The 25,546-nt window shown below is 71.7% G+C and carries 22 protein-coding genes; 14 read left to right on the forward strand and 8 right to left on the reverse strand.

The annotated features are described in order from the left end of the window. Both AB0I81_RS34220 and AB0I81_RS34225 read left to right on the forward strand, forming a co-directional pair. Nucleotides 1-906: a DUF4097 family beta strand repeat-containing protein gene (locus AB0I81_RS34220; RefSeq protein WP_360665219.1), complete on the forward strand. Its 906-nt coding sequence runs from the start codon at nt 1-3 to the stop codon at nt 904-906. Between the two features lie 29 nt (nt 907-935). Further along, entirely contained in the window at nt 936-1,517 is a 582-nt protein-coding gene (locus AB0I81_RS34225) for a DUF1707 domain-containing protein (protein ID WP_360665222.1), read from the forward strand. Between the two features lie 90 nt (nt 1,518-1,607). Here AB0I81_RS34225 and AB0I81_RS34230 read toward each other — a convergent pair whose 3' ends face one another. The 4 genes from AB0I81_RS34230 to AB0I81_RS34245 all read right to left on the reverse strand — a co-directional run bounded on the left by AB0I81_RS34230 (nt 1,608) and on the right by AB0I81_RS34245 (nt 7,099). Beyond that, on the reverse strand, nt 1,608-4,718 hold the full coding sequence (locus tag AB0I81_RS34230) for a glycoside hydrolase family 2 TIM barrel-domain containing protein (RefSeq protein ID WP_360665225.1): 3,111 nt from the start codon (nt 4,716-4,718) through the stop codon (nt 1,608-1,610). 107 nt (nt 4,719-4,825) lie between these two features. After that, the gene (locus tag AB0I81_RS34235; protein WP_360665228.1) at nt 4,826-5,812 is read right to left on the reverse strand and encodes a LacI family DNA-binding transcriptional regulator; all 987 of its coding nucleotides are present in this window, start codon (nt 5,810-5,812) and stop codon (nt 4,826-4,828) included. 79 nt (nt 5,813-5,891) lie between these two features. Then, nucleotides 5,892-6,551, reverse strand: coding sequence for a class I SAM-dependent methyltransferase (locus AB0I81_RS34240; RefSeq protein ID WP_360665231.1), 660 nt, complete (start codon nt 6,549-6,551; stop codon nt 5,892-5,894). Between the two features lie 92 nt (nt 6,552-6,643). Then, nucleotides 6,644-7,099, reverse strand: a complete 456-nt coding sequence (locus AB0I81_RS34245; RefSeq protein ID WP_360665234.1) for an STAS domain-containing protein — start codon at nt 7,097-7,099, stop codon at nt 6,644-6,646. 329 nt (nt 7,100-7,428) lie between these two features. Between AB0I81_RS34245 and AB0I81_RS34250 the strand changes: the two genes are divergently transcribed. The 6 genes from AB0I81_RS34250 (at nt 7,429) to AB0I81_RS34275 (ending at nt 12,970) form a co-directional block, all read left to right on the forward strand. Next, complete coding sequence (locus tag AB0I81_RS34250) at nt 7,429-8,157, forward strand: TetR/AcrR family transcriptional regulator (RefSeq protein WP_360665237.1); 729 nt, start codon at nt 7,429-7,431, stop codon at nt 8,155-8,157. After that, nucleotides 8,154-8,744, forward strand: a complete 591-nt coding sequence (locus tag AB0I81_RS34255; RefSeq protein ID WP_360665240.1) for a GNAT family N-acetyltransferase — start codon at nt 8,154-8,156, stop codon at nt 8,742-8,744. Before AB0I81_RS34250 ends, AB0I81_RS34255 begins: the two co-directional genes overlap by 4 nt. Nucleotides 8,745-8,818: 74 nt before the next feature. Beyond that, on the forward strand, nt 8,819-9,916 hold the full coding sequence (locus tag AB0I81_RS34260; RefSeq protein ID WP_360665242.1) for a histidine kinase: 1,098 nt from the start codon (nt 8,819-8,821) through the stop codon (nt 9,914-9,916). A gap of 21 nt (nt 9,917-9,937) precedes the next feature. Further along, the gene (locus AB0I81_RS34265) at nt 9,938-10,615 is read left to right on the forward strand and encodes a response regulator transcription factor (protein WP_360665245.1); all 678 of its coding nucleotides are present in this window, start codon (nt 9,938-9,940) and stop codon (nt 10,613-10,615) included. Between the two features lie 59 nt (nt 10,616-10,674). Beyond that, nucleotides 10,675-12,153, forward strand: coding sequence for a glycosyltransferase family 39 protein (locus AB0I81_RS34270; protein ID WP_360665248.1), 1,479 nt, complete (start codon nt 10,675-10,677; stop codon nt 12,151-12,153). A 10-nt stretch (nt 12,154-12,163) separates the two neighbouring features. Beyond that, nucleotides 12,164-12,970, forward strand: coding sequence for a polyprenol monophosphomannose synthase (locus tag AB0I81_RS34275; protein WP_360665251.1), 807 nt, complete (start codon nt 12,164-12,166; stop codon nt 12,968-12,970). Here AB0I81_RS34275 and AB0I81_RS34280 read toward each other — a convergent pair. The 4 genes from AB0I81_RS34280 to dnaE all read right to left on the reverse strand — a co-directional run bounded on the left by AB0I81_RS34280 (nt 12,855) and on the right by dnaE (nt 19,193). Further along, a complete protein-coding gene (locus AB0I81_RS34280; protein ID WP_360665254.1) occupies nt 12,855-13,685 on the reverse strand; it encodes a ChbG/HpnK family deacetylase in 831 nt (276 codons plus the stop codon). The genes AB0I81_RS34275 and AB0I81_RS34280 overlap by 116 nt on opposite strands. Beyond that, nucleotides 13,682-15,055, reverse strand: a complete 1,374-nt coding sequence (locus AB0I81_RS34285) for an MFS transporter (protein WP_360665257.1) — start codon at nt 15,053-15,055, stop codon at nt 13,682-13,684. Before AB0I81_RS34285 ends, AB0I81_RS34280 begins: the two co-directional genes overlap by 4 nt. Nucleotides 15,056-15,300: 245 nt before the next feature. Next, complete coding sequence (locus AB0I81_RS34290) at nt 15,301-15,642, reverse strand: DUF6300 family protein (RefSeq protein WP_360665260.1); 342 nt, start codon at nt 15,640-15,642, stop codon at nt 15,301-15,303. Further along, nucleotides 15,639-19,193, reverse strand: coding sequence for a DNA polymerase III subunit alpha (gene dnaE, locus AB0I81_RS34295; RefSeq protein WP_360665263.1), 3,555 nt, complete (start codon nt 19,191-19,193; stop codon nt 15,639-15,641). The genes AB0I81_RS34290 and dnaE overlap by 4 nt, the downstream gene beginning before the upstream one ends. Before the next feature lie 258 nt (nt 19,194-19,451). Here dnaE and AB0I81_RS34300 point away from each other — a divergent pair, with 258 nt between their 5' ends. From AB0I81_RS34300 to AB0I81_RS34325, 6 genes are all read left to right on the forward strand, one after another. After that, nucleotides 19,452-20,468 carry an oxidoreductase gene (locus AB0I81_RS34300; protein ID WP_360665266.1) on the forward strand — a complete coding sequence of 339 codons (1,017 nt, stop codon included), beginning with the start codon at nt 19,452-19,454 and terminating at the stop codon, nt 20,466-20,468. Next, complete coding sequence (locus AB0I81_RS34305; protein ID WP_360665269.1) at nt 20,455-21,471, forward strand: TIM barrel protein; 1,017 nt, start codon at nt 20,455-20,457, stop codon at nt 21,469-21,471. The genes AB0I81_RS34300 and AB0I81_RS34305 overlap by 14 nt, the downstream gene beginning before the upstream one ends. 2 nt (nt 21,472-21,473) lie before the next feature. Further along, nucleotides 21,474-22,793, forward strand: a complete 1,320-nt coding sequence (locus tag AB0I81_RS34310; RefSeq protein ID WP_360665410.1) for a M20/M25/M40 family metallo-hydrolase — start codon at nt 21,474-21,476, stop codon at nt 22,791-22,793. Between the two features lie 100 nt (nt 22,794-22,893). After that, nucleotides 22,894-24,006, forward strand: coding sequence for an Ldh family oxidoreductase (locus AB0I81_RS34315; protein ID WP_360665272.1), 1,113 nt, complete (start codon nt 22,894-22,896; stop codon nt 24,004-24,006). After that, on the forward strand, nt 24,003-25,073 hold the full coding sequence (locus tag AB0I81_RS34320) for a Gfo/Idh/MocA family oxidoreductase (protein WP_360665275.1): 1,071 nt from the start codon (nt 24,003-24,005) through the stop codon (nt 25,071-25,073). Before AB0I81_RS34315 ends, AB0I81_RS34320 begins: the two co-directional genes overlap by 4 nt. Beyond that, a complete protein-coding gene (locus AB0I81_RS34325; RefSeq protein ID WP_360665278.1) occupies nt 25,070-25,492 on the forward strand; it encodes a hypothetical protein in 423 nt (140 codons plus the stop codon). The genes AB0I81_RS34320 and AB0I81_RS34325 overlap by 4 nt, the downstream gene beginning before the upstream one ends. Nucleotides 25,493-25,546: the final 54 nt, after the last annotated feature.

Here is a 25,546-nt window from a genome sequence, read left to right on the forward strand (position 1 = left end):
ATGCCTACCTTCGACAGCCCCGAACCCATCCTCGCCGTTCTCGATCTGGGCAGCGCCACCATCCGGATCACCGCGAGCGACCGCGCCGACACCGTCGTCGAGGTGCGCCCCGGCAGTGAGCACAATGACGCCGACGTGCAGGCCGCGCGGTCGGTGCAGGTCGAGTACGAAGGCGGCAGGCTCGTCGTGCGCGGGGGCAAGGAGCAGGCCGCCTTCTCCTTCGGCATGGGGCTCTCGCTCGACAAGCTCGTGGAGTCGCCCGCGAACTGGGCGCGTTCGCTGCTGCTCGGTCCGGGCTCGGTCGAGGTGACGATCGGCCTGCCGGCGGGCTCCCGCGTGGACGCCAAGTCGGCGGCGGACCTGCGCTGCCGTGGCCCGCTCGGCGAGGTGTCGTTCGCCACCTCCTACGGCGAGATCCAGGTCGAAGAGGCCGGACGGCTGAAGCTGAAGAGCACCTACGGCGACATCTCGGTCACCCACTCGACCGGGCACGCCGAGATCACCACCACCCACGGCGGCATCGACATCGGCACGATCAACGGCAGCGCGGCGGTCAAGACCTCCCACGGCGACGTACGCATCCGCGAGGTGACCGGCCAGCTGCGGCTCAACAGCGCGCACGGCGACGTCACCGTGGGCCGCGCCCTGACCGGCGTCGCCGCCAAGACCGCGCACGCCAGCGTGGAGATCGGCGAGGTGCGCTCCGGCTCGGTCGTCATGGAGACCACCGGCGGCGGGCTTGACCTGGGCATCAGCGACGGCACCGCCGCCTGGCTGGACGTGAGCTCCAAGTACGGCACCGTGACCGTCAGCCTCGACCCCAGCGACACCCCCGCCCAGAGCGAGCGGACCGTCGAGGTGCGCGCCCAGACCGACTACGGCGACATCACCATCCACCGCTCGTGAGCCGTCCCTCACAGAAAGGCCGCCGGTCGATGAACCCCGTGGCGATGAACCCCGTGCCGATGAACCCCGTGCCGATGAACACCGTGCCGACGAAGACCCTCTCCACGCTGGACCGCGAGCACGCTGTGGAGCTGATCCAGCAGGCGTACGCGGACGGCCGGCTCGGCACGGCCGAGTTGGAGTTGCGCATCGAACAAGCGCTCACCGCCACCACCTCCCAGGAGCTCGAACCGGCCGTCGCCGACCTGCCGCAGGTGGAGAAGGCTGAGGAGACGGTCCGGCTCGAATCCGTCGGCGGGAGCGTCACGCGCAAGGGCGACTGGCTCGTCCCGCGCCGGCTGCGCGTCGAGTCCGAGTACGGCAGGGTGCGGCTCGACCTGTCCCAGGCGCACATCCCGCACGCGCGGGTCGACATCGAGCTCTGGCTCGCGTACGGCGCCGCGACGATCATCCTGCCCGCCGGCGCCACCGCTGACGCCGACGGGGTGCGTACCGACTGGGGACGGGTGTCCTGCAAGGCCCCGGGCCGCCCACGGCCGGGCGCCCCGCACGTCCGTGTCACCGGCGAACTCCCCTACGGCCGCCTGACCATCCGCAACGCCCGCGCGTAGGCGGACGTCATGGCGGCCCTCAGCGGGGGCGAGGGCCGCCAAGCTGCGCGGAGCGGCCGGCTACCGCGCCGGGACGGGGATCCGTCCGGGCTACGGCGCCGGGACGGGGGTCAGGCGCACCACCAGGGAGGTGGTGTGCGGGTACAGGCGGTGGGCGGGGAAGGTGTCGGGGCCGCAGGAGCCGGAGCCGAGGCCGTACTGGGCGAGGTCGAGGTTGAGCCAGAGGCGGCCGTCGGGGGTCAGGTCGGTGGGGTGCCGGGCGGCGGCCAGGGCGTGGCTGGTCCAGGGGCGCAGGGTCAGGTCCACGCCGTTCGGGGCCTCGACGCGCAGGCCGTCGCCGGTGGGCCAGGTGATCTGGGCCCAGCGGACCGCGCGGCGGTTACCGTTCTCCTGGGGGCGGACGTACGGGGTCTGCAGGTCGGCCAGGCCGGCGCGGTGGCGGCCCAGGCGGACGGCGTGGTCGCTGTCGGCGTAGGACTCGCCGGGGCCCAGGCCGTACCAGTCGAGCACCGCGTCGCCGCCGGGCAGGCCGAGGCGCAGGCCCATCCGGGGCACGCTCACCGCCATGGCGGGGCCGGGGCCCGTGCCAGGGCCGATGCCGGTGTTCCACTGGCCGACCGGACGCAGGTCGAGGCGGAGTTCGAGCGCGTCGTCCGAACCGGCCCGCCAGGTCATGCGCGCGTGCATGCCCGCGTCGCGGCCGGCGGCCATGGTGACCGTCTCGACCACCAGCGCGTCGCCGTCCTGGGCGGCGGCGACGGTGCGGTGGCGGAGCCGGTCGAGGCCGAGCTGCGCCCAGGTACGGGCCTGCCCGCGCCCGCCACGGTCGTTGTCGGTCGGCGCGCGCCACAGGTCCACCTCCGGCGGCACGATCTCCAGGCCGCCGAGCGCCACGAGCCGCCCGTCGCCGTCGAACCGCCCCGCCCCCAGCCGCCACCCTCCACCGGCCACCACCTCAACCGCGCCACCACGCGCCGCCTCAGCCGCGCCGCCGTTCGCTGCCCCAGCCGCGCCACCACGCGACGCTTCTGGTGCCTGGCCAGGCGACGAGGGTGTCTGGGCGTCGGTGAGGAGGTGCTGGGTGAAGGAGATCTCGTGTCCGGCCGGGACGCCGTGGCGGTCCTTGGCCCAGAGAGCGCGGACGGTCAGGACGACCTGGCCGGTGGGCGTGCCCGGCGTGCCAGTGCCGGTGGCGGTGCCAGTGCCAGTGCCGGTGGCGATGGCGGTGGCGGAGGCGGGCAGGTTGGCGGTGGTTACCGAGCGTGGGCCCGTCACGGGGACGTCCAGGGTTCCGCCGGCGACGCGGACGCCGTCCTCGTCCACCTGCCACTCGAAGACGACGTCCCCGGTGTCGATGTGGTCGTGGCGGTTGCGCACGCTCAGGGTGAGCCCTCCGCCACCCTCCTCCAGAGCCAGCGTGATCGGGGCGATCACGGCCTTGTACTCCAGCAGGCCCGGCGAGGGCGTGCGGTCGGGCAGGAGCAGGCCGTCGGCGATGAAGTTGTCGTCGTGCACCTGCTCACCGAAGTCGCCCCCGTAGGCGAAGAACTCCCGGCCGTCGGCGGTGAGCTGGGTGATGCCGTGGTCGATCCACTCCCACACGAACCCGCCGTGCAGGCGCGGGTAACGGTCGAAGAGCGCCTCGTAGTCGGCCAGCCCGCCGGGCCCGTTGCCCATCGCGTGCGCGTACTCGCAAAGGATCATGGGCAGGGCGCGGCGGTGCGCGTCGTTCGCGGCGTCGGCGGTGCGGTTCTCCGCGCCCTTGCCGATGAGCTCCATCTGGGGGACGTCGGTATACATGTGGCTGTAGACATCGACGTACGGGCTGTCGTAGTCGCCCTCGTAGTGGATCAGTCGGTCGCCGTCGCGCTCCCGCGTCCACTCGGCCATCGCGCGCAGGTTCTCGCCGGTGCCGGCCTCGTTGCCGAGTGACCAGATGACGATGCTGGGATGGTTCTTGTCGCGTTCGACGGTGCGGCGCATGCGGTCCAGGTACGCCTCCCGCCAGCGTTCGTCGTCGGAGGGGTTGTGCTTCCAGCCGGCCTCGACGAAGCCGTGCGTCTCCAGGTCACACTCGTCCACGACCCACAGGCCGTACTCGTCGCACAGGTCGAGGAAGCGGCTGTCGGGCGGGTAGTGGCTGGTGCGCACGGCGTTGATGTTGTGCCGCTTCATCAGCAGCACGTCGGCGCGCATGGTGTCCAGGTCGAGGGTCCGTCCGGTACGCGGGTGCCACTCGTGCCGGTTGACGCCACGGAAGCGGATCGGCGCGCCGTTGACGGTGATGAGCCCCGCGTCGTCCACCTTCACCGTGCGGAAGCCGACGCGCAGCTCGATCGTCTCCCCCGAGCTGCGCAGCGTGCCCGTGTAGAGGCGGGGCGTCTCGGCGGTCCACGGCTCGACGCCGGCGACGCGGCGGGTCTCCCCGGCGGGCAGGCCGGTGACGCCCAGCTCGGGCAGGTCGATCACGGCGTCCACGTCGCAGTCCACGCGCAGGACGCCTTCGCCGGTCAGGTGGTCGTAGCCGGCGTGCACGAAATGGTCGCCGATGGCTCCCGGGGGCCGTTCGACCAGGCGCACCGAGCGGAAGATCCCCGAGATCCACCACATGTCCTGGTCTTCGAGGTAGCTGGCGGCCGACCACTGGTGCACGCGTACGGCGAGCACGTTGACGCCCTCGCGCAGCGCGCCGGTGACGTCGAACTCGGTGACCAGCCTGCTGCCGGTGCTCCAGCCCAGCTCGGTGCCGTTGACCCAGACGGTGAAGTGCGAGTCGACGCCCTCGAAGCGCAGCACCCAGCGGGTGTCGAGGGCGTCCATGCGGAAGGTGGTGCGGTACTCGCCGGTCGGGTTCTCGTCGGGCGGATGCGGCGGGTCCAGCGGGAACGGATAGACGTGATTGGTGTACGCGGGCCGCCCGAACCGGGCCTCATCCGGGGCGAGCAGGTCGCCGGAAGGTGAGCGCAGGCCCTCCATCTGCCACGAGCCGGGCACCGGCAGCGTGTGCCAGTGCGCGTCGTCGAACTCGGGCCGCTCGAACCCGTCGGTCAGGCCACGGAGCGAGGGGGTGAGGTGGAAACGCCAGTCACCATCCAGGTCGAGGACGCGGGCGTCACCGGTCGCGCTGGCGCGCGGCGCGAGCCGTCCGGCGCCCGGCTCGAAGGACGACAGCCGATCGGCGGCGGTGGAGCGGAAAGACACGATGCACAGCTCCCAGAGATGTGACGACAACCGGGCCGTGAACGTTCACGGCCATGTACCAGCCATCACGGTATGAAGACGGCCGCCCGCCTGTCAATGGGGATGAATCACGCGGACTGGCGCCACAACATGCGCGGCCGAACCGTGCGCCGCATGGACGGCAGCAGGGCGAAGTCCGCCTCGGCCAGCGCGCCCGCGAGGTCGAGCGCCTCCCCCACCAGCGCGGAACGGTCAAGGGACACCGACGTCAGCGTCGGATAGACCGCCTCGCCCAGCGTCAGGCCGTCGAAGCCGCAGATCCGCACCCGGCCGGGCACGTTGATCCCGAGCGCGTGCGAGGCCTGCACCGCGCCGAGCGCCATGAGGTCGTTGAAGACCAGCACGGCGTCCACGTCCGGATGCGCGCCGATGAGCTCGGTGAAGGCCCGGCCGCCGCCGGTGATCGACTCGTCGCCGGCGACGACCGCCCCGGCCGACTCCGGGCCGGCGAACTCCTCGAAGAAGCCGCGCCGCGACGAGGGCACGTACCCGGACCCGTCGCCCGCGGAGTCGATCATGCCCATGCGGCGCGCGCCCTTGCCGCGCAGGGCGCGCACCGCCTCCAGCACGCCCTCGCGGATGTCGACCTCCACGCCGTGCAGGCCGGGCCGGTCGCTGGTCCGTTCCAGCATCACGACAGGCAGGCCGCGGGTGGCCCGTACCAGGTCGTCGTCCTGCTGCGCGAAGTGCCCGACGAACAGGTCGACCTGGCCCGAGAGCATCTCCAGTGCGCTCGCCTCGTCCTCCCGTTCGGTGGAGGCCATCAGCACGTGCCAGCCGCGCTCGGCGGCGGTGTTGAGCAGGTCGCCGGCGATCTCGGTGTAGTACGGGTTGCGGAAGGAGGCCACCAGGAAGCCCATCGCGCGCGACTTCTGGCGCAGCACCAGGTTGCGGGCGAACCGGCTCGGCCGGTATCCGAGCCGCTCGCAGGCGTCCAGCACGCGCTGCTTGGTCCGCTCGTTGATCTCCCCCATGTCGTTGATCGCCCGGGTCACGGTCTGCCGGGAGACGCCGGCGGCCTGCGCCACGTCGTTGATCGTCACACGCTTCGCCATCGCCGTCCTACGTCCGTTGCCTGGACCCGATCCGATCGTAGCGACGGCAGGCACCCGGGCATTCCCACCGGCGGGAGCCTCAGCCGGCGGGGGCGTCGTAGACCAGGGTGTAGCGCCAGAAGAGGCGGCGCCGGATCCGGGCCCCCGGCAGTTCGCGCGCCGCCGCGGCCCGGATCTCGGCGAGCGTCTCCCGCGGCTCGGCGGTGGGCGCGGTCATGTGCACGGGCATCGTCTCGGCGCGGGCGGGGTGCTTGATCATCCCCATGACCGGGTTGGCGAGCAACGCCGGCAGGTCGGTGAGCAGCTTGGCGGGCCCGTCCTCGCGGAAGCAGCCGACGATCACCAGGCGCCCGCCGGGGGCGAGGCCGGCGCGCAGCTCGCGCAGGGTGGGCACCAGCGGGAGATGGTGCAGCACGGCGACCAGGGTGATGGCGTCCCAGCGCCGCTCCTGGTCACGCCCGGCGAAGTCGGCCTGGATGACGCCGGCCCCGGGGTCTCCGGCGAACCGGCCCGCCGCGATCCTGGCGGTCTCCGGGTCGGGTTCGAGCCCGGTGACGGTGGCCGCGTGCGGGCGCAGTAGGGCGACCAGGTTTCCGGTGCCGCACCCGACGTCGAGGACGTGCCGGGCCCCTGAGGCGGCCACCTGGTTCGCGACCCAGGGGCCGTAGTGGTCGTTGTGGCTCCACGGGTGCCGCCGGTTGAAGCGGTTGAGCCGGGTCAGCAGCGACATGGCCATCATGTCGCCGCCCCGCCGATCCCGTGGGGACCGTCATGCCTGATGATCATAGGGAACCGACCCTATACACAAGGCATCCCGACAGTCCCCGAACTTCATGAAATGGGCTCGTCCTTCCCACCCGGATCGGTGGTCCAGACGTGCGGGGGAAGGACGAGGCCGATGGGTGAGGGCCGCCGCAGGGCGGGGTGCGCGGTGGCGTGCCGCTCGACGGCGGCGATGGCGTGGTCGAGGTCGGCGTGCAGGTTGAGCACCGAGCCCGCGCCGGTGACCTCCATCAGCCGCAGGAGCCGGGTTTGCGGGGCGACCAGGCGCAGGCGGTTCTTGCCGTCCAGGTCCAGCCGGTTCTGGGTGCGCAGCAGCAGCCGCAGCCCCGAGCTGTCCATGAAGGGCACCGCGCCGAGGTCGAGGATCAGCGTCTCGTGCGGTCGCGGGTGAGTCTGGGCGAGGCGCTCCTCAAGCGCGGCGTGGTTCGTGGCGTCGATCTCGCCGGAGATCTCGATCAGGATGGCGTCCGGCAACTGGTGGCGGGTCATTGACAGCGCGCCCACGGCGGTCTCCCCGGTCCTGACTCGTACGTGCAGGGCCGTCCGCGCCCAAAGCCCTGGTGCGGACGGCGGCGCCGCGCCTTGCCAGACGCTGCATCGCACCTGCTTCTCTCGCGGCCTTCATGATCGTGCTCATCGAGGTTGCCATAGCGTGCGCATCGGGTTACCGAGTGAAGGATTCCGAGGCGGCCCTCCCCCCAAACGCCCGCCACGGGAACCTCACCAAGACGCCACCCGGCATGACGCCCGCCGCGCGGCGAACCTCTTACTCCGTATGCCATATAGTGTAGGCCGTACAGTATTGGAGGTGCGTCATCGACAACGGACCGGAGATGCCGGCGGTCGTCGCGCGGATGTGGGGTCAGGAGCCCAGGACGTCGCACGGCCCGCGGCCCAGCCTGAGCCTGCAAAGGATCACCGAGGCCGCCATCGGGATCGCGGACGCCGATGGGCTGGCGGGGGTGCGGATGAGCAGCGTGGCGGCGCGTCTCGACGTGTCGCCGATGGCCTTGTACGGCTATGTCGGCAGCAAGGAGGAACTGCTCACCGCGATGACCGACGCCGCCGCGCCGCCACCGCCCGAGCCCGGCGAGCTGCACTGGCGGGACTATCTGACCGCCTGGACCCGGTCCTACCGCGAGTTCCTGCTCACCAGGCCCTGGCTCCTGGAGGTGTCCCCGCTGACGCCGCCGACCGGGCCGCGCGCGCTGAGCTGGCTGGACCGGCTGCTGGTCGCGCTGTCCCGCGCGGGACTCACGCCGGGCGAGGGCGTCAACATCGCCACCACCCTGTCCGCGTACGCGGTCAGCACCGCCTCACTCGCCCACAGCCTGCGGGGCGGCGCGGACGAGACGGGCATGGCCGGACCGGGCGACTACGGCGTGATACTCACCCGCCTGGCCGACCCGGCGCACTACCCGGGCCTGTCGGCGGCACTCGGCGCGGGCGCTTTCGGCGGCGCGCAGGAGTGGGTCGAGGACGCCGACTTCGGCTTCGGCCTCGGCCTGCTCCTCGACGGCATCGAGGCACTCATCACCCGCAGAGCGAAGGAAGAACGATGATCGACGTGGTACGCGCCACCGACCTGGGCGACGAACACCGCAGAGCCATAACGGAGATCTTCGTCGACGGGTTCGGCCCCGAATTCTCCGCCTTCTCCAAAGACCCGGCCCGGCTCACCGACGCCTTCGAGCACGCCCTGCCACTCGACCTCTACTGGGTCGCCCTCGTCGATGGGGAACCCGCCGGGATCACCGCCCTGACCGACGGCACGCGGCTGTCGTTCCGGCACGACGGACGCGAACTGCGCAGGCACCTCGGGCTGCTCAAGGGGACCTTCGCCGACCTCGCCTTCAGGAGCACGTTCAGCGCGACGCTCCCGTCCACCAGGGACGGGCTGGCTTCTCTGGAGTTCGTCGCCACCCGCGCGAAGCACCGGGGCCGGGGGGTGGGCGCGGCCCTGCTGTCCCATCTGCTCGCCCTGCCGCAGTACGACGAGTACGTCCTGGAGGAGATCTCCGACATCAACGCCCCGGCCCTGCACCTGTACGAGAAGCTCGGCTTCCGCGAGTACAAGCGGAAGAAGGTGTATCACACCCGGTGGTCAGGGATTAACTACTACATCTCCATGCGGCTCGTACAGGGCTGATCCGACCACGGGCAGACGGCGGGTATGCCTCCGGGTGGATGCGCGCCCGAGCCGGCTCTTCCTACGATGGGCGCGTGCTGACTCCCCGATGGCTGTTACCGGCCGGCTTCGGGCTGCTGATCCTGCTGGTCGGGCTGTCGTGGGTGCAGACGGTCACGAGCGGCTGCGGCTGCGGCTGGCCGTTCGCCGGCGGCGGCGCCCTCGTCCTGGCCTGCCTCGTCATCGTGCGCGATGTGCGGGGCCGGGCCGCCGAGGTCGCCGCGCTGCTGGCGCCCCTGGCCATCGCGGCGCTCACGGGGCTCGCGATCAACAGCATCGGCTGGTTCGTCCTGGTGCTCTACCTCGGGGCCGTCGCGCTGACCCAGCGGCTCTGGCCGGGCGTCGTGATGTGGCTCGCCTCGCTGGCCGTGGTGGTCGCGGCGGCGTTCACCACCCCCGACCCCGGCTGGCCGAACTGGCTGGGCGCCGCGACGCTCGTCTTCTGGAGCGGCTGGGCCGTGCGCTACCGCATCGAGGTGGGCGAACGGCTGCACCGGGCCGAGCGCGCCGCCAACGCGGCCGCCGCCCTGGCCGAGCGGCAGCGGCTCGCCGCCGACCTGCACGACATCGTCGCGCACACGCTCGCCGTGACGGTGCTGCACCTGGGCGGTGTGCGGCTGGCGCTCGAACACGATCACCGGGAGGCGGCGTCCGGCGTCGCCGAGGCCGAGCGCCTGGCCCGGCAGAGCATGGCGGAGCTGCGCAAACTGGTCCATGTCCTGGCCGAGCAGGGTCCCGATCCGGCCGCGGTCGCCCCGCAGCCCACCGCGTCCCTGCTGCCCGAGCTCTTCGCGGAGTACCGGACGGCGGGCCTGGAGCTGCGCTCGAACATCGAAGGCGAGTTATCGGCGGCGGGCCCGGCGACCGGGATGGTGCTCTACCGGCTGCTGCAGGAGGCGCTGGCCAACGCCAGCCGCCACGCCCCGCGCCGTCCGGTCGAGGTCCGGCTGCGCGTGTCGGAGGACGGCGCCGTCCAGGTCACGGTCGCCAACCCGCTGCCGGGCCGCCCGCCCCGGCACAATGGCGGCATGGGCCTGCGTGCGATGGCCGACCGGGTGAGTATGGTCGGCGGGCACGTCACCGCCGGTCCCGAGGACGACCGGTGGGTCGTGCGGGCGGAACTGCCGGCCTGAACGAGAGAGGGAGCCGCAGGCATGATCTCGGTGGTGCTCGTCGATGACCAGGAGCTCGCCAGGGCGGGGCTGCGGACGATCCTGCGCGAACCGTACGGGTTCGACGTGGTGGGCGAGGCGGCGGACGGCGAGTTCGCGCTGGCGGAGGTCGCGCGCGCCCGGCCCGACGCCGTGGTCATGGACATCCGCATGCCGCGGATGAACGGCGTGGACGCCACCCGCGCCCTGCTGGCCGAGGACCCGGCGTGCCGCATCCTGGTGCTGACCACGTTCGGCGAGGACAGCGTGCTGGCGGCGGCCCTGCGGGCCGGCGCGTCGGGCTTCTGCCTCAAGGACGCTCCCGCCGAGGACATCCAGCGCGCGGTACGCGCGGTGGCGGCGGGCGACGGCTGGCTGGATCCGTCCGTCTGCGGGCGGGTCCTGCAGCGTTACCGCGCCGACCCGGTGACCGACCCCGACGCGTCCCGGCGGCTCGGCGACCTCACCTCCCGCGAGGTCGAGGTGCTCAGGCTCATCGGCCGCGGGCTCACCAACGCCGAGATCGCCCGCCATCTCGTGATCGGCGAGGGCACGATCAAGACGCACGTCGGCCGGATCTTCACGAAGCTGGCGGTACGCGACCGGGCCGCCGCGGTCGTCTTCGCCTTCGACCACGGCGTGGTCCGCCCCGGGGAGCCGCCGCCTATCCCCGGGGTCTGACCCCAGGTTCCGCTCCTGGCCAGACGACAGGCGGTGGCCCCGTCGGAAACCGTGGGGGCATGCTTCTTCGAGACCCTGACCTCCGGACCACCGCTCCCGCGCCTCCCGCGTTCGCCTGGCGCACCACCGGCCCGATCGCCGCCATCGTCGTGATCACGCTGCTGTCGCTCAGCCCGTGGTACGGCTACCACCGCGACGAGCTCTACTTCCGCCTGCTCGGCCAGACCCCCGCGTGGGGCTACTTCGACCAGCCGCCGCTGACCCCGCTGCTGGCGCGGTTGTCCACCGAACTGTTTGGGGACACCATCGTCGGCTTACGGATCGTCCCCGCGCTCTGCACCGGCCTGCTGATCCTGCTCGGCGCCGCGATCACCAGGGAGCTCGGCGGCGGCAGGGGCGCGCAGACGCTGGCCGCCGCCGGCCTCGGCACCGGGATGTTCCCCCTGCTCGCCGGGCACACCCTGCTCACCCAGTCGGCCGACTTCGTGTTCTGGACGGCCTGCATCCTGTTCGTGCTCCGCGCCCTGCTGCGCGGCGACGGGCGGTGGTGGCCGGCGGCCGGCGTCGTCGCGGGGGCGGCCACGTTCAACAAACACCTCATCGTGCTGCTGATCATGGGGCTGGTCACCGGCCTGCTCGTCACCGTCGGCCTGGCGGTGAAGGGGCCGCGCGCGGTCTTCGGCGACAGGTGGTTCTGGTCGGGGGCGGCCCTGGCCGCGCTCATCGCCTCCCCCAACGTGCTCTACCAGGCCGTCAACGGCTGGCCGCAGCTCACCATGGCCGCCGTGCTGAACGAGCCGATCAACCGGATCATGTACGTGCCCATGCTGGTGGCGCTGCTCAGCATCGGAGCCTTCGCGATCGCCGTGGCCGGCTGGCTCTGGTTGCTGCGGCGGCAGGAGACCCGCTCGCTGGCGATCGGCACCCTGATGACGATCCTGCTCGGCTTCGCCTCCGGCGGGCGGGCGGACTACGTCGCGGGAAGCGTGCTCTTCGCCTTCGTGGCCGGCTGCGTGCCCGTCACCGCGTGGATGGCCGGCCGGGCCGCCCGCCGCCGGGCGGTGTGGTGCGGGTTGCTGGGCTCCTCGGTCGCCGGCATCGTGGTGGCGCTGCCGCTGCTGCCGCTCGCGGCGCTCGGCCACTCGCCGAACGAGGTGTCCAGGGAGTCGGTGGGCTGGCCGCGCTTCGCCGCCCAGGTGGCCGGGACGTACCGGGCGCTGCCGCCGGGGACGGTCGTGCTCACCTCGAACTACGGCGAGGCCGGCGCACTCGACCGGTTCGCCCCGGACATTCCCGTCTACAGCGGCCACAACGAGCTGTGGCAGCAAGGGCCGCCCCCGGAGACGGCACGCACGGTGGTCACCGTGGGGCTGCCGCCCGAGCGGCTGCGGCAGCGGTTCGAGTTGTGCGAATCCGCCGGGGTCGTCGACCACGGCACCGGAGTCGTCAACGAGGAGCAGGGTATGCCGATCACAGTCTGCTCGGGACCCCGGACCCCGTGGACGACCGCCTGGCCCGACTTCCGGCACGCGAGCTGAGGAGCGCAGCATGAGCGACGTCCTGGTCATCACGCCGACCTACAACGAACGGGACAACCTGCCGGCGATCGTCGGCCGGATCCGCGCGGCCGTGCCCGCCGCTCACATCCTCGTCGTGGACGACAACAGCCCCGACGGGACCGGCCTGATCGCCGACCGGCTCGCCGCCGACCACGGCAACGTGCACGTCCTGCACCGGGAGGGCAAGCAGGGGCTGGGCGCCGCGTACGCGGCGGGCTTCCGCTGGGGCCTCGACCGGGGGTTCGGCCTGCTGGTGGAGATCGACGCCGACGGCTCGCACCCGCCAGAGCGGCTGCCCGCCCTGCTGCGCGCGGCCGAGCACGCCGACCTGGTCATCGGCTCACGCTGGGTGCCGGGCGGCCGGGTGGCGAACTGGCCGCGGCGGCGGGAGCTGCTCTCCCGGCTGGCCAACCGGTACGTACGGCTGGCGCTGCGCCTGCCGGTCGCCGACGCCACGGGCGGGTTCCGCGTCTACCGGGCCGCCGCGCTGACGGAGATCCTGCTCGGCGGCGTGGAGTCGCGCGGCTACTGCTTCCAGGTCGATCTCACGCTGCGGGCCGTGCGCCGCGGGTTCACGGTGGCGGAGGTGCCGATCACCTTCGTCGACCGTACGGCCGGGGCGAGCAAGATGAGCTCCGGCGTGCTGTTCGAGGCGCTCTGGCGGGTGACCCTCTGGGCCTTCAGGTCCACCAGCCCCCGACCGCCTCGACTCCCTCGCTTTCGAGGGCTTTGTGCCACACCGGGTCGCGCAGCAGCCGCGTCTCCCAGATCCGCACGATTCCGTCCGCTCCCATGACCGCCTCCTCGCGGGACGGGTGCAGGAACAACTCGCTCGTCCCTTCCGGCAGGTCCGCGACCCGGCGCAGGTAGTCGTCCCGCAGCCGCTCGTAGGAGCCGAGTTCGTGCGCGCCGCGCCGGTTGGTCGCGATCGTCTCCGGGATGGCCACCCCCAGCGCGTCGGCGTGGGCGACCGCCTGCTCGTGCGCCGCCGCGAGCGGCGGGGGCAGCGGCCCGCCGAAGTACGGCAGCGGGTCACGGGGCAGCCGGAAGGCGAAACCGTGGCGCGCGCACCACTCCAGCGCCTCGGCCAGCCACGACCTGCCGTGCAGGCCGTAGAGGGTGCCGGCGTGGGAGTCGGCCGCCTCGGGCGTCAGGCCCCGCTCGCGCATCCAGCGCAGTTGCGCCTCCGCCTCCCCGATGACGTCCCCGCTCTCGCCGCGGGCTCCGAGTACGTACGGATCGTCGCTGAGCGTCCCGTCCCGATCGGCCAGGCTCGCCGCGCCGGTGAGCGGCCGCCAGCGCGGAAGCCCGCCCTCGCTGGTGAGCGTCACGTGCAGGCGGGGCACGACGCCGAGTTCGCGTACCGTCTTCGCGGCCTGCTCGGCCACCGGCGAGAGGCAGATGAGTGTCGTCGCGGTGGCCTGCCCCTCGGCGAGCAGCGAGGCGATCACCTCCGTCGTCCCCGGCTCCCGGCCGAGGTCATCGGCGGTGATCACGACGCGTCGGGTCATCGGGGTCCTTCCACAGCGGTCTCGTCCAAGGGCGGCGGATCGGCCGCCTCGGGCGGCGTCTCGATCGGGATCGTGATGAACCGCGCCGCGATCGCGCCGATCGTCGTCAGTACGAACGGGTAGGCGCAAAGGTACACCCGGAACGCGAGCCCGGGGTCCGCGCCCGGGTCGTCGCCCGAGTTGTAGCCGAAGAACACGCCCAGCGAGGTGAGCGCGAGCCCGGTCGCGATCCCGTTGAGCCGGTTGAAGAAGCCGAACGCGGACAGGAAGAGCCCTTCGCGGTGCTCCCCGTTGCGCGTGGCGTCGGCGTCCAGCACCCGCGCGACGATCAGGTCGGTCGTCGCGAGCATGCCCGACCAGCCCGCCCCGACGAGCACGCCCGCGGCGATCGCGGTGAGCAGGTCGGTGGCGAAGAACAGGGCCGCGAAGCTGATCGCGAGGACCGCGAAGGCGAGCCGCCAGGCCCACAGGGCGCCGCGGCGGGCGACGACGCGGGTCCACACCACCAGCCCGGCCGCCGAGATGAGGATGACGATGCCCTGAAGGTAGAGCGCGTTCACGACGGCGAGCCCGAGCGAGTAACGGACGTAGAGCTGGATGCCCGACAACACCAGAGCCATGGCGACGCCGTAACAGGCGCCGGTGAGCCCGACCGTCCAGAACATCGGGTTGCGCACGATCGACCACACGCTGGGCAGCAGCAACGGCCGCTCGCGGGTGGAGTAGCGGGGCCTCTCACGGGCGCCGAGCGCCATGAACACGATCACCGCGCACGCGATCACGCCGTAGATGACGGCCGTGATCTGGAAGCCCTCGGTGGAGTCCTCGGTACCGAACACCCCCGTCGTGAGCACCGGGGTGGCCGCGAGCGAGATCACCAGCGCCACGAGCTGGAAGCCCTGGCGCAGGCTGTTGGCCACGGCGCGGTCGCGTTCGCGCGGGTAGAGCTCGGGCAGCAGCGCGCCGTAGTTCGCGTTGAGCATCGAGTCGAAGGCCTCGCACAGGATCGCGAACACCGCGAACCACACCACCAGGCCCATGCCGTCCAGGGAGGTCGGCGCGGAGAAGAACGCGATCATGCAGGCCGCCAGCATCGGCGCGCCGACCAGCAACCACGGGCGACGCCGGCCGAAGCGGCTGCGGGTGCGGTCGGACAGGTGGCCGAGCAGCGGGTTGTCCAGCGCGTCGATGACCGCGTAGATCACCATGACCACGCCGTACGCGCGGACGTCGAGTCCGAGTATGTCGACGTAGAAGAGGATCATCGATCCCTTGATCATGTTGATCGGGATGGATGTGCCCAACATGCCGATGGCGTAGCGCCACGCGGGAGTCCGCCCCGGGGCGGGGGCCGTACCGGGCTGGGACACGCGATCACCTTCCTCGCTGAGGCCGCCGCTGTTCGGCGTCAGCCTCGCAGCCGGAAGTGACGCCGTACGGCGTTACCTTCGCACCGGAAGGACAACGGGAGCCATCCGTTCAGTGCACGATCCCGTAACCTCGGGCCTGCATGATCCCGTAACCTCGGGCCCGCATGATCCCGTAACCTCGGGCCGCTCACCTCATGGCAGAGGCCGGCCCCCACCGAGGGCCGGCCTCTGTCCTGGTTGGGCGGCTACCGTTCGCCGCGCCGCCACTGCTCGATCTCGTCCCGCAGCGCCCGCTCGTCCAGCGCGGGAATGCACACGCCGGCCGTCCACGCGACCAGCAGCCGCACGAACTCGGGGTCCTCGTCGTCGGCCGCGCCGTTGACGTGGAACCAGGTGATCAGCGCGGCCGCGTGCGGCGTGCGCGCGTCACACTCCGGGCACAACACGACCCCGCTGTAGCCCTCCACCCGCTCACCGGCCGCGTTGTCCCAGGCGTGCGGGACCCGCGCCCACAGCAGCGACTCGGCGCCGCAGCGCGCGCAGGCGGGCGCCTCGCCGCAGGTCACGACGTCGATCCGGCGGCTCACAACGAGAGGGATTCCGGGCCGAGCAGCGCCTTGATGTCGGCCGCGAAGCTGGGTGCGGCGTTCACCGGCCATTCCGGCAGCGCCATCACCATCACCTTGCCCGCCGGCCGCCGCACGTTGATGTGCAGCGGCACCTGCCCGTGGTGCGTCTTGAGCACCTGACGCAACTCCTCCAGCAGGTTGACGGTGATGCGCTCCTCCCGCAGCAGCAGCGTGATCGGCGCGCCGGAGTCACTGCTCACGCCGGACACGTCGATCGGGGTCATCTCCTGGGCGAACACCGAGATGGAACCGTCACGGTTGTTGATCTGACCACGCACCGACACCACGATGTCCGGACGCAGCTCAGGCCCGTACAACTCGTAGTTACGCGGGAAGAACAGGCACTCCACCGCCGCGTCCATGTCCTCCACGGTGAGGATGGCCCACGTGTTGCCCGCCTTGTTCACCCGCCGGTCCACCTTGGTCACCAGCCCGGAGACCTGCACGTCACCCCGGTCGTCCCGGCCGCTGTCGAGCAGGTCGGCGATCGTGGTGTCCCGGTTGCGCGCCAGCAACCGCTCCGCGCCGGCCAGCGGATGGTCCGACACGTACAGGCCGAGCATCTCCCGCTCGAAGTCCAGCTTGGTCTTCCTGTCCCACTCTCCGTCGGGGACGGCGATCGTGAACGCCGCGTCGTCGCCCGTGTCGTCCATCCCGCCGAAGAGCGAGTCCTGGCCGTGGGCCTCGTTCTTCTTGATGTCGATGACGGATTCGACCGCCTGCTCGTGGATCATCAGCAGGCCCTTGCGCGGATGTTCCATGGAGTCGTACGCGCCCGCCTTGATCAGCGATTCGATGACCCGCTTGTTGCAGGCGGTGAGCGGCACCTTGGCGAGGAAGTCGTTGAAGTCGGCGAAGCGGCCCTTCTCGGTGCGGGCCTTGACGATGCCGTCCACGACGTTCTCCCCGACGTTGCGGACCGCGCCCATGCCGAACCGCACCTGCGTGTCCCCGACGGCGACGAAGTCGAGCTGGGAGTCGTTCACGTCCGGCGGCAGCACCTGGATGCCCATCTTGCGGCACTCGGCCAGATAAACCGCCGCCTTGTCCTTGTCGTCACCGACCGAGGTGAGCAACGCGGCCATGTACTCGGCCGGATAGTTGGCCTTCAGATAGGCCGTCCAGTAGGCGACCAGTCCATAACCGGCGGTGTGCGACTTGTTGAAGGCGTACCCGGAGAAGGGCAGCATGACATCCCACAACGCCTGGATCGACTCATCCGAGTAGTTGTTGCCGCGCATGCCCGCCTGGAAGTTCTGGAACTCCTTCTCCAGGATCTCCTTCTTCTTCTTGCCCATCGCGCGGCGCAGCAGGTCGGCGCCGCCCAGCGAATAACCGGCCAGCTCCCGCGCCACCGCCATGATCTGCTCCTGGTAGACCAGCAGATGGAAGGTGGGACCCAGGATCGGCTCCAGCGCCTCCTTCAGTTCGGGATGGATCGGCTCGATGTCCTGCCGGGCGTTCTTGCGGTGCGCGTAGTTGGTGTGCGCGTTGGCCGCCATCGGACCCGGACGATACAGCGCGAGCACGGCCGCGATGTCCTCGAACCGGGTCGGCTCCATCAGCTTCAGCAACGACCGCATCGGCCCGCCGTCCAGCTGGAACACACCCAGGGTGTCGCCGCGCGCCAGCAGCTGGTAGGTCTTGGCGTCGTCGAGCGGCATCGTCAGGGTGTCCAGCTCGATGCCCCGGTTCTGCTGGATGATCTTGATGGCGTGGTCGATGATGCCCAGGTTCCGCAGACCCAGGAAGTCCATCTTGACCAGGCCCATGTCCTCGCACGACGGGTAGTCGAAGCCCGTGATGACGACGCCGTCCTTGTCCCGCATGTGCATCGGGATCAGTTCCAGCAGCGGCGTGGAGGACAGGATGACGGCGGCGGCGTGCACGCCGGTGCCGCGGATCAGGCCCTCGATGCCGCGGCCGGTGTCGATGACCTTCTTGACATCGGGGTCGTTGTCGTACAGGGCGCGCAGTTCGGTGCCCTCGTTGTAGCGGGGGTGGCTCTCGTTGAAGATGTCGGCGAGCGGCACGCCCTTGCCCATGACGTCCGGCGGCATCGCCTTGGTGATCTTGTCGCCCATCGCGAACGGGTAGCCGAGGATCCGGCTGGCGTCCTTCACGGCGGCCTTGGCCTTGATCGTGCCGAACGTGTTGACCTGCGCGGTGTAGGCGCTGCCGTACTTCTCGGTGACGTAGGCCACCATGCGGTCCCGATGGCGGTCGTCGAAGTCGAGGTCGACGTCGGGCGGGTTGATCCGCTCGGGGTTGAGGAACCGCTCGAACAGCAGCCCGTGCTCCAGCGGGTCCAGCTCGGTGATCCGGGTGGCGTAGGCCACGATCGACCCGGTGGCCGAACCACGGCCCGGACCCACCGCGATGCCGTTGTCGCGGGCGTACTTGCAGATGTCGGCGACCACGAGGAAGTAGGAGGAGAAGCCCATCGGCCCGATGACCTTCATCTCGGTCTCGTACCGGTCCAGCACCTCCGCCGGGACCGGGTCACCGTAGCGCATCACCAGGCCGCTCTCGACCTCCTTGCGCAGCCAGGTCTCCTGCGTCTCCCCCTCGGGCACGTCGGGGTAGTCGGGCATCCGGTCCACCTGGGCGAACACGTCGCCGTAGTCGCCGATCATCTCGGCCACCAGCAGCGTGTTGTCGCAGCCCTCCGGCAGCTCGGGGAACAGGGCGTACATCTCCTCGGCCGGCTTGAGGAAGTAGCCGGAGCCGTTGAACCTGAACCGGTTGGGGTCGTCCTTGTTCTTGCCCACGCCGACGCACAGGAGGCTGTCGTGCGCGTCGGCCTGGTCCTCGGTCACGTAGTGGGAGTCGTTGGTGACCAGCAGGGGGATGTTGAGCTGCTTGGACAACCGCAGCAGGTCCTCGCGCACCTGCCGCTCGATGTCGATGCCGTGGTCCATCAGCTCCAGGAAGTAGTTCTCCTTGCCGAAGATCTCCTGGTACTCGCCGGCGACCTTGACCGCCTCGTCGTACTGGCCCAGCCGGATCCGGGTCTGCACCGCGCCCGACGGGCAGCCGGTCGTGGCGATGATGCCGGAGGCGTGCTGCGAGATCAGCTCCTGGTCCATGCGCGGCTTGGAGTAGTAACCCTCGAAGCTGGCCATCGACGACAGGCGGAACAGGTTGCGCAGACCGTCCGCGTCCTTGGCCCACATGGTCATGTGGGTGAACCGGCCGCCGCCCGAGACGTCCTTGCCGCCTTCGCCGTCCGCCACACCGGTCTCGGCCCGCTGGCCCCAGAAGACCGGCTTCTTGACGAACCGGCTGTGCGGCGCGACGTACGCCTCGATCCCGATGATCGGTTTGACCGGGGAGCCCGACGCGACCTTCTGGAACTCGTACGCACCGAACATGTTGCCGTGGTCGCTCATCGCGATCGCCGGCATCTCCAGCCGCTCGGCCTCTTTGAACAGCGGCTTCAGCTTCGCCGCGCCGTCCAGCATGCTGTATTCGGTGTGCACGTGAAGGTGCACGAAGGACTTGCTCACCCGGTCCCCTAACGCTCGCCCCGGCAGACTTACCGCACGAGCCTATTGCGTCCCGCGGTGCCGCCGGGCCTCCTGCGCCACAGCTTTCCCACCCCGCTTGCGGGCTGACCTGATGGTCCCGGGCACGCCCAAAAGGTCCCGAGAATTTCTTCGACTACTCACAGTGATTGACATGCTGCGCTGGGTTGATCAAAATTTGAGGGAATCTTGGTTTTCCCCTCCTCCAAGGCGGGGACCGCCGGAAGGGCTCTGATCCACTTGCTGCATACCCTCATCGTCGGAATGGGCAGGTCCGGCAGCGGGCTGCACCTGCCGTCGCTGGCCAAGGTGCGCGCCTCGGACCCCGGACTGCTCTCACTCTCACCCATCGTGTACGACCCCTACCGGCCACCCGTCACCACGCCGGGGGCGGTCAGCGCGACCTCACTGGAGGAGGCGGCCCGGCACACCCCGCCCGGCCGCACGGTCGTCCACCTGTGCACCCCGCCGGACGTGCGCGCCACCCTGCTCGAACACCTGGCCAAGCTCGGCTACCGCAAGATCATCGTGGAGAAGCCGCTGGCCCTGGACCTGGTCGGGCTCGCGGCCGTGGCCCGGGTGCGGCGGCGCTGGGGCCTGCACCTCACGGTCGCCACGCACTGGCTCGACAGCGCCCTCACCAGCCGGCTGCGGGCGGCGGTCGAGGCGGGCGGGTTCGGCGGGCTGCGCGGCATCCGGGTCGTGCAGAACAAGCCCCGCTTCACCCGCAGCCTCGCCGTCCGCCACTCCCCCACCGCCTTCGACATCGAGGTCCCGCACGCGCTCGCCGTCGTGCTCAGCCTCGCCGGCGGCGCCAGGATCGACGGCGCCTCCTGCGAGGACATGGTGACCGACCGGCTCCGGCTGCCCCGGCTCGGGCGGGCGCGGCTGCGGTTGCTGCACCATTCGGGGGTACGCACCGAGATCGACTCCAACCTGACCTCGCCCGTACGGGAGCGCCGCATCACCCTGGAGTTCGACCACGCCACCCTGACCGGCCACTATCCGTGCAGCGACGCCGATCACACGGCTCAGTTGCGGGTGTCGGCGGGCGGCGAGAGCACCTGGTCGGCGTTCACCGACGACGCCCTGCCCGCGTTCCTGCGCGGCGCCTACCTCCGCTACTCCACTTCCCCCGCCTTCCCGCCCGGCGCCCTGCCCGTACAGGTGGACGCCGTCCGGCTCCTCACCGAGGCCAAGGACCTGTGCGCCGCCCGCGACAAGCCTTCCGAGGAGGCACCCCATGCCACTCGCTGACCCGCCCGCCGAAGTCGCCGCTGCCGAAACCGCCCCCGCCGAGATCACCCCTGCCGGGATCACCTCCGCCGGACTCGTCCCCGCTGAGATCGCCCCGGCTGAGATCGCCCCTGCCGAGATCTTCCCCGCCGGGGTCGTGCTCGCCGGGATCGGTGACGAGGCGGGGCCGGGGCTGGACGAGCAGGTGGCGGCCGTCTCGGAGTTGGGCTGGCGGCGGCTGGAGCTGCGCGCTGTCGGCGGGGTTCCCCTCGCCCGGCTCGGCGAGCAGCCCTTCGCCGCCGCCGTCGAACGCATCGCCGCCGCCGGGATCTCCGTCGTCTGCGTCGCCTCCAAGATCGGCGACTGGTCACGCCCCGTGACCGGCGACTTCGCCCTCGACCTGACCGAGCTGAACGTGCTGGCCCGCCGCTGCCCCGCCCTGGGCACCCGGCTGGTACGCGTCATGTCCTACCCCTCGGGCGGGCTCCCCGACGCCGAATGGGCCCGCCTCGCCCGCGCCCGGCTGCGCGAGCTCGCACGCCGCGCCGAGGACTCCGGGCTGCTGCTCGTGCACGAGAACTGCGCCGGTTGGGCCGCAGACCGCGCCGACCGCATGCTGGACCTGATCACCGGCATCGGCAGCCCCGCCCTGCGGCTGCTGTTCGACACGGGCAACGGCGTGCCGTACGGCTACCCGTCGGTCCCGATGTTGCGCGACATCGTCGAGTACGTGGCGCACGTCCACGTCAAGGACGCGGTGACGGCCGGTGACGGCACGGTCGGCTACGTACCGCCCGGCGAGGGAGAGTCCGAGGTCGGCGCCTGCCTGAGCCTGCTGCTCGCCCACGGCTACCGGGGCGCCCTGTCCATCGAACCCCACCTCCACCTGCGCCCCCACCTCGCCACCACCCCCGCTGGCACCTCCGCCGATACCACGCCGGGCCGTGGCGATCGCGCCGCGTTCGTGGCGTACGGGCGGGCACTGGAAGGACTTCTGACCAAGATTGCCGGGGATGCCCAGTGACGATGTGCGCCACGCTGCCGGCCCCCCTGACGCCGGCCGACCACGACGTCCTGCTCCGGCTGCTGCGGATGCCCACCGCCGGGCCGCTGGAAACCGGCCCCGGCGGGCCGGTGCCCCGGCTGCGTGAGGCGCAGGCCGAGTACGCCCGCTACGCCGCCACCCTGGGCCTGCACCCGGTCTACCACGCACCCCCCGAACGCGCGGAGCTGGAACGGTCCGACGTGCCCGCGCCGGTGCGCGAGGCGCTGGACGTCCCCGGTTTCCTGGCCTGCCAGCCCAGCCTCGTGCTGCGGCTCGGCCCCGCCCTGCCCGCCTCCCGCACGGTGATGTTCAACGTGCACCTCGACACCGTCGCGGGCGAGCCGCCGGTCCGCTTCGACGGCGAGAGCTTCCACGGGCGCGGCGCGATCGACGCCAAGGGTCCCGCGGTCGCGCTGCTCGCCGGCCTGCGCGAGGCCATGACGGCCAGGCCCGCCATCGGAGGCGACGTCGGCGTGCTGATCCAGGCCGTGGCGGGCGAGGAGGGCGGCGCCATGGGCGTCCTGGGCACCCGGCCACTGGTGGAGCGCGGCCACAGGGGACGGCTGAACGTCTTCTGCGAGCCCACCGGGGTACGGTTCCTGCCGCGCGGCACGGCGGCGATGACCGCGCGGGTGGTGGTCGGGGGCTCGGACGCCGTGGACGATCGGCCGGAGCGCGGTCACAACGCCAGCGTCCTGCTGGGGTTCCTCGCCCAGCATCTCGGCCGGGCGCTCGATCCGTACGCGGCCGGCGGCGCCGTCTGCGTGGCCGGCCTGCACACCGGCACCCTGCACAACAAGGTGTACGGCGGCGGTTCCCTGCTCCTCAACCTCTCCTACGCCTCGCAGGCAGCCGGACGGCGGGTCGAACGCGCACTGCTGGCCGCGCTCGACGACGGCCTGGACGCGTTCGCCACGACGTTCGGCGGCACGACGCTGTTCGCCAGGACGGCGGCCGACGCGCGTGCCATCACCCGCCTTGAGTGGCGCAAGCGCGGCCTGCCGGTGCTGGACGACCGGGACGCCTGGGGGCACGCGTTGCTGCGCGACGTGGCGGGGATCGAGCCGTGGCCGGCGGACGAGGCCGCGTTCAGTTGTGACGCCATCTGGATGTCCGAGGTCGAGGGGGCCTGCACGGTCGTGCTGGGCCCCGGGGACCTCGCCGCGAACCACGCGCACGCGGACGGCGAGTTCGCGCGGGCCACCGAACTCGCCGCCTTCGCCGACGCCGTGACCCGCCTGCTGATCGCCTTCACCGACGACCTGAACCACCGAACCCCCGGAACCGCCCGAACCACCTGAACGGACGCTCGTGAACCAGACTTCCCCACCACTCGCACCCCCGATCTCCCCACCATCCTCACCTCATTTCACACACGCGCCTTCCCAGGGACACGTGCGGGTGAGTCACGCCGGGTTGCTCGACTTCACGGCGGCTGTCTTCACCTCACGGGGGCTGGCGGCCGAGCGGGCGTACGCGGCCGCTCAGGCCCTTTGTTACGGCGACCTCTCCGGCATGACCTCGCACGGCCTGGTCAACCTGACCCGTCTCTACCTGCCGCTCTTCGACGAGGGCCGGGTCAACCCCAAGGCAGAACCGGACATCGTGGCAGACCGGGGCGCCTCCGTGCTCATCGACGCGGACCGGGCGCTGGGCCTCTGGGTGGCGCGGATGGCCATGGATCTGGCGGCCGACCGGGCGGGCACGTACGGGATCGGGGTGGCGGCCGTGCGCAACGCCACCCACCTGGGCTGCGCGGGACATCACGCCCTGCGCGCGGTCGAACGCGGCATGATCGGGCTGGTCGCCAGCAACTGCGGCGGCCAGCGGATCGCCAGGCCGCCCGGCGGCGCGGTCGCGATGCTGGGCACCAATCCGCTGAGCGTGGCCGCCCCCGCGGGGCCGCATCCGCCGTTCGTACTCGACATGAGCACCACCGCCGCGCCCACCGGACGGATCCGCCAGGCCGCGCGCGACGGGCTGCCCCTGCCGCACGGGCTGCTCCGCGACGACCGTGGCGATCCGGTGACCGACGCCGCGGCCTTCGACGAGGGACGGGCGCACCTGATGTGGCTGGGCGGGGAGGCCGGGCAGTACAAGGGGTTCGGGCTGGGGCTCATGGTGGAGGTGCTGGCCGCGCTGGTGCCGGGCGCGGGCCTGGGGCCCCATCCGGACGCGTGGTCGGGCGGAGGCGGGCCGAGCGGCCGTGACGACGACATCGGTTTCCTGGTCGCGGCCGTCGCACCGGGCGCGCTGCGAGACGGGGTACGGAGCGACGCGGGCCGGTTGTTCGGCGCGCTGCTCGACTGCCCGCCCACCGACGCCGCCGCACCGGTGCGCTATCCGGGCTGGCACGAGCACCGGCGGGCGGAGAAACACCGGCGCTCGGGCGTCCCGCTCGGCCGCGACCTCTACGCGGAACTGCGCGAACTCGCACACCGCGCCGACCTGCCCCTTCCTGACGCGCTGCCCGATCCCGCCCTCGCCGATCGGCGCGCGAAGGAGGCGCTGTGACGACCGTACTGCGCGTGGGAGTGATCGGGCTCGGCGTGATCTCGCGCTACTACATGGAGGCACTGCGCGGATCGGCCACGCTGCGCCTGGTGGCCGTCTGCGACCGCGACCCGGCCGCGCTGGAGGCGTGCGAGGTCTCGGCGGCGGGCGACGTACCAGCGACTCCGGAAGCGAGCGAGATGACGACGGCGCCGCAGCCGGGCGACATGGCGGTGACGGCGCAGGCGGGCGATGCGGGGGAGGCGGCGCAGGCGGGCGATGCGGGGGAGGCGGCGCAGGCGGGCGATGCGGGGGTGGCGCGGTACACCGATCATCTGCGGCTGCTTGACGAGGTGCGGCCGGATGCCGTGATCGTCACCGTGCCCAATGACGCGCACGCCCTTGTCTGCGCGGACGCGCTGACGCGCGGGGTGCCGGTCTGCGTGGAGAAGCCGCTCGCGCTGGACACCACGGAGGGCGCGGCGCTGCGGTGGTTGTCCGGGGAGGTGCCGCTGTTCACCGCCTTCCACCGGCGTCACAACTCCGCCGTCGCCCGGCTGCGGGCCGAGTGCGCGGGGGCCGTGATCGAGGAGCTGACCGTACGCTATCTCGAACGCATCGAGGAGCACGCCGGCACCGACAGCTGGTACCTGGACCCCCTGCGCTGCGGCGGCGGTTGCGTCGCCGACAACGGGCCCAACGCGTTCGATCTGGTGAACCTGCTGCTGGGACCGGCCGAGGTGACCTCCGCGCACATCACCCGCGACGCCGCCGGCATCGACCGGCGGGCCCACATCGGGCTGCGGGCCGGTGCGGCGCGGGCCAGGGTGCTGCTCGACTGGTCCTACCCGGGCGAGCGCAAGGACATCGACGTGCGCCTGGCCGACGGGCGGACGCTGCACGCCGACATGCTGGCGGGTCATCCCGGGTTCAAGGACTCACTGTGGCACGAGTACGTCGGCATCCTGCGGGCGTTCGAGCACGGCATACGCACCGGGACGCACGAGGACGGAGGGCTGGCCGCGCTGCACATGGTCGAGGCGGCCTACCGGCTGGAGGCGGCGGGCGCGATTCGGGAGCCAGGATGAACCCCCAGGAGGACGGGCCCAAGAGCGAGGTCACGGCGACGCTGCTGAAGGTGCTGGTGCACCGCAGGATCGACCGTGGCATGCGGCTCGAACCGCACGCGAGCCGATGCGTACGCGCGGGCGAGGTGCACGAGCTGGTGGCCACCGACCACGACGAGACGGCCCCGGGGGCGAGGATCGACCGGGTGGCGTTCCTCGGCTTCGCGGAGATCACCGCCGCCGGGGTGCTGGACCGGGGTGACGAGGTGTGGATCGGCGGGCGGCGGGTCGGCGTGCTGCTCGGCTTCGACGGCTGCCACCTGCCCAACCACTACAACGTGCTGATCCGGGCGGATCCGGCGCCGACCGGTGGGGAGCTCGGCCTGGCCCCCGGAGAACCGCTGGTCTTCCGGCAAGGATGCCCAGGTCCACACGGGTGAGCCCGCCCCAAAAAGGCAGCCGTGAATAACCCGCTCCCCCTTGATTATCTACAA

Source organism: Nonomuraea sp. NPDC050404 (assembly GCF_040655495.1).
In the GTDB taxonomy this organism is placed as follows: Bacteria; Actinomycetota; Actinomycetes; order Streptosporangiales; family Streptosporangiaceae; genus Nonomuraea.

Bases quoted from the DNA above. Each gene is read 5' to 3' on its own strand.
- AB0I81_RS34220 (WP_360665219.1), top strand. From the start codon at position 1: ATGCCTACCTTCGACAGCCCCGAACCCATCCTCGCCGTTCTCGATCTG.
- AB0I81_RS34250 (WP_360665237.1), top strand. From the start codon at position 7,429: ATGCCGGCGGTCGTCGCGCGGATGTGGGGTCAGGAGCCCAGGACGTCG.
- AB0I81_RS34225 (WP_360665222.1), top strand. From the start codon at position 936: ATGAACCCCGTGGCGATGAACCCCGTGCCGATGAACCCCGTGCCGATG.
- AB0I81_RS34270 (WP_360665248.1), top strand. From the start codon at position 10,675: ATGCTTCTTCGAGACCCTGACCTCCGGACCACCGCTCCCGCGCCTCCC.
- AB0I81_RS34310 (WP_360665410.1), top strand. From the start codon at position 21,474: ATGTGCGCCACGCTGCCGGCCCCCCTGACGCCGGCCGACCACGACGTC.
- AB0I81_RS34255 (WP_360665240.1), top strand. From the start codon at position 8,154: ATGATCGACGTGGTACGCGCCACCGACCTGGGCGACGAACACCGCAGA.
- AB0I81_RS34305 (WP_360665269.1), top strand. From the start codon at position 20,455: ATGCCACTCGCTGACCCGCCCGCCGAAGTCGCCGCTGCCGAAACCGCC.
- AB0I81_RS34325 (WP_360665278.1), top strand. From the start codon at position 25,070: ATGAACCCCCAGGAGGACGGGCCCAAGAGCGAGGTCACGGCGACGCTG.
- AB0I81_RS34265 (WP_360665245.1), top strand. From the start codon at position 9,938: ATGATCTCGGTGGTGCTCGTCGATGACCAGGAGCTCGCCAGGGCGGGG.
- AB0I81_RS34275 (WP_360665251.1), top strand. From the start codon at position 12,164: ATGAGCGACGTCCTGGTCATCACGCCGACCTACAACGAACGGGACAAC.
- AB0I81_RS34235 (WP_360665228.1), bottom strand. From the start codon at position 5,812: ATGGCGAAGCGTGTGACGATCAACGACGTGGCGCAGGCCGCCGGCGTC.
- AB0I81_RS34280 (WP_360665254.1), bottom strand. From the start codon at position 13,685: ATGACCCGACGCGTCGTGATCACCGCCGATGACCTCGGCCGGGAGCCG.
- AB0I81_RS34240 (WP_360665231.1), bottom strand. From the start codon at position 6,551: ATGATGGCCATGTCGCTGCTGACCCGGCTCAACCGCTTCAACCGGCGG.